The 1,371-nt window shown below is 43.4% G+C and carries 2 protein-coding genes; one reads left to right on the forward strand and one right to left on the reverse strand.

All coding sequences use genetic code 11. The features are described 5' to 3' along the window. Window positions 1–90 precede the first annotated feature (90 nt). The gene (locus R7Q38_RS23440; protein ID WP_024699390.1) at window positions 91–1,017 is read left to right on the forward strand and encodes a LysR substrate-binding domain-containing protein; all 927 of its coding nucleotides are present in this window, start codon (window positions 91–93) and stop codon (window positions 1,015–1,017) included. Window positions 1,018–1,217: 200 nt separating this feature from the next. Here R7Q38_RS23440 and R7Q38_RS23445 read toward each other — a convergent pair. Continuing rightward, window positions 1,218–1,371, reverse strand: a 154-nt coding sequence (locus R7Q38_RS23445; protein ID WP_318114474.1) for a hypothetical protein, incomplete at its 5' end; no start/stop codon positions are given.

Genomic DNA, 1,371 nt, shown 5'->3' on the forward strand with positions numbered 1-1,371 from the left:
TTCCTATTACAATATTGACCAGTTAATAATCGGAGACTACGCTGATATCCTCAAACGATAGAATCTGCCATAGAGTTAAGGAAAACTAATGTGAAAGATCGAATGCCACCATTACAGGGCTTGTACTATTTTTTCATCGCAGCAAAGGAAGGCAGTTTTAAAACCGCAGCCAAGAATCTATTTGTTACCCCCGCAGCCATCAGCCAACAAATTCGTCAGCTTGAGGAGTTTTTAGGGACGGACTTGTTTGTTCGTCAACACAGAAAAATTGTGCTGACGCCAGAAGGGGAACTGCTATTTACTCAGGCAGAAAGAGGGTTTGCCCATTTGCAGCAAGGCGTACGCCTTGTCAACCAGGATCCAAACCCGAACCATCTTTCAATATCAACACTGCCCTCCTTTGCCCACCATTGGTTGGTGCCTAAAATCACCGCCTTTCGTCAACGTCATCCTGATATTGCCCTATTACTAGAGCCCACAAATGATCTTGTCTCTTTTCAAGATAGTCAGATAGATTTGTGCGTTCGCTACGGATTAGGAAAATACCCAAATTTAGAATCGCAGTGGCTGATGGACGAAGCATTTTACCCAGCATGTCATCCGATGTATCAGAAAGAACATGGCATCTATAGCATCGAAGATTTAAGCAAAGCAGAGCTCATCGAAGACGTTTGGCCCGATCTCGACTGGAACATGTGGTTAGCAAGACTTGGACACTCTGCGGCAAAGCCCGCTTTAAAATACAGTGGCTCGCACTTAGTGTTGGAAGCTGCGTTATCCCTGCAAGGTGTAGCGCTCGTCAAACACAGCTTGGCGTATCAATATTTTCGGACGGGTAAACTGGTTCGTATTGGCGACATCGCGATAAAACCTAGATTTGCGTACTACCTATGTGCACCCAAGGGTTACTTGAAGCGACCAAAAGCACAACTATTTGCCCAGTGGTTAAAAGAAGAGATAGACACATTTGAAAAGTCAGTGACACAAGATTTTGAAATTATCGAGCTCGATAAATAAGCACGTCTTACTTCAAAAGGAGGTTTGCTAAACAACAAGAGAACGACCAAGTTCGGTGATGAATGTTAGCCAACATCTCAGCGTCAAAGTAAAGCAAACTTAAAAGATGAACGTTGATGACTCTTCAAACAACTTTCGGCCATAGATATAAAAAGCCCCGCACGAGGCGGGGCTTTAAAATCATAGAGTTAACTTAAGAATTACTTCTTAGCGTTACGCTCTTTAACGTCAGCAATTACTTGCTCAGCAACGTTGTTTGGACATGGTGAGTAGTGTGAGAACTCCATAGAGAACTGACCACGACCAGATGTCATTGTACGTAGAGTACCGATGTAACCAAACATTTCTGATAGA

This window comes from Vibrio sp. Vb0598, assembly GCF_033338935.1.
Taxonomy (GTDB): domain Bacteria; phylum Pseudomonadota; class Gammaproteobacteria; order Enterobacterales; family Vibrionaceae; genus Vibrio; species Vibrio alginolyticus.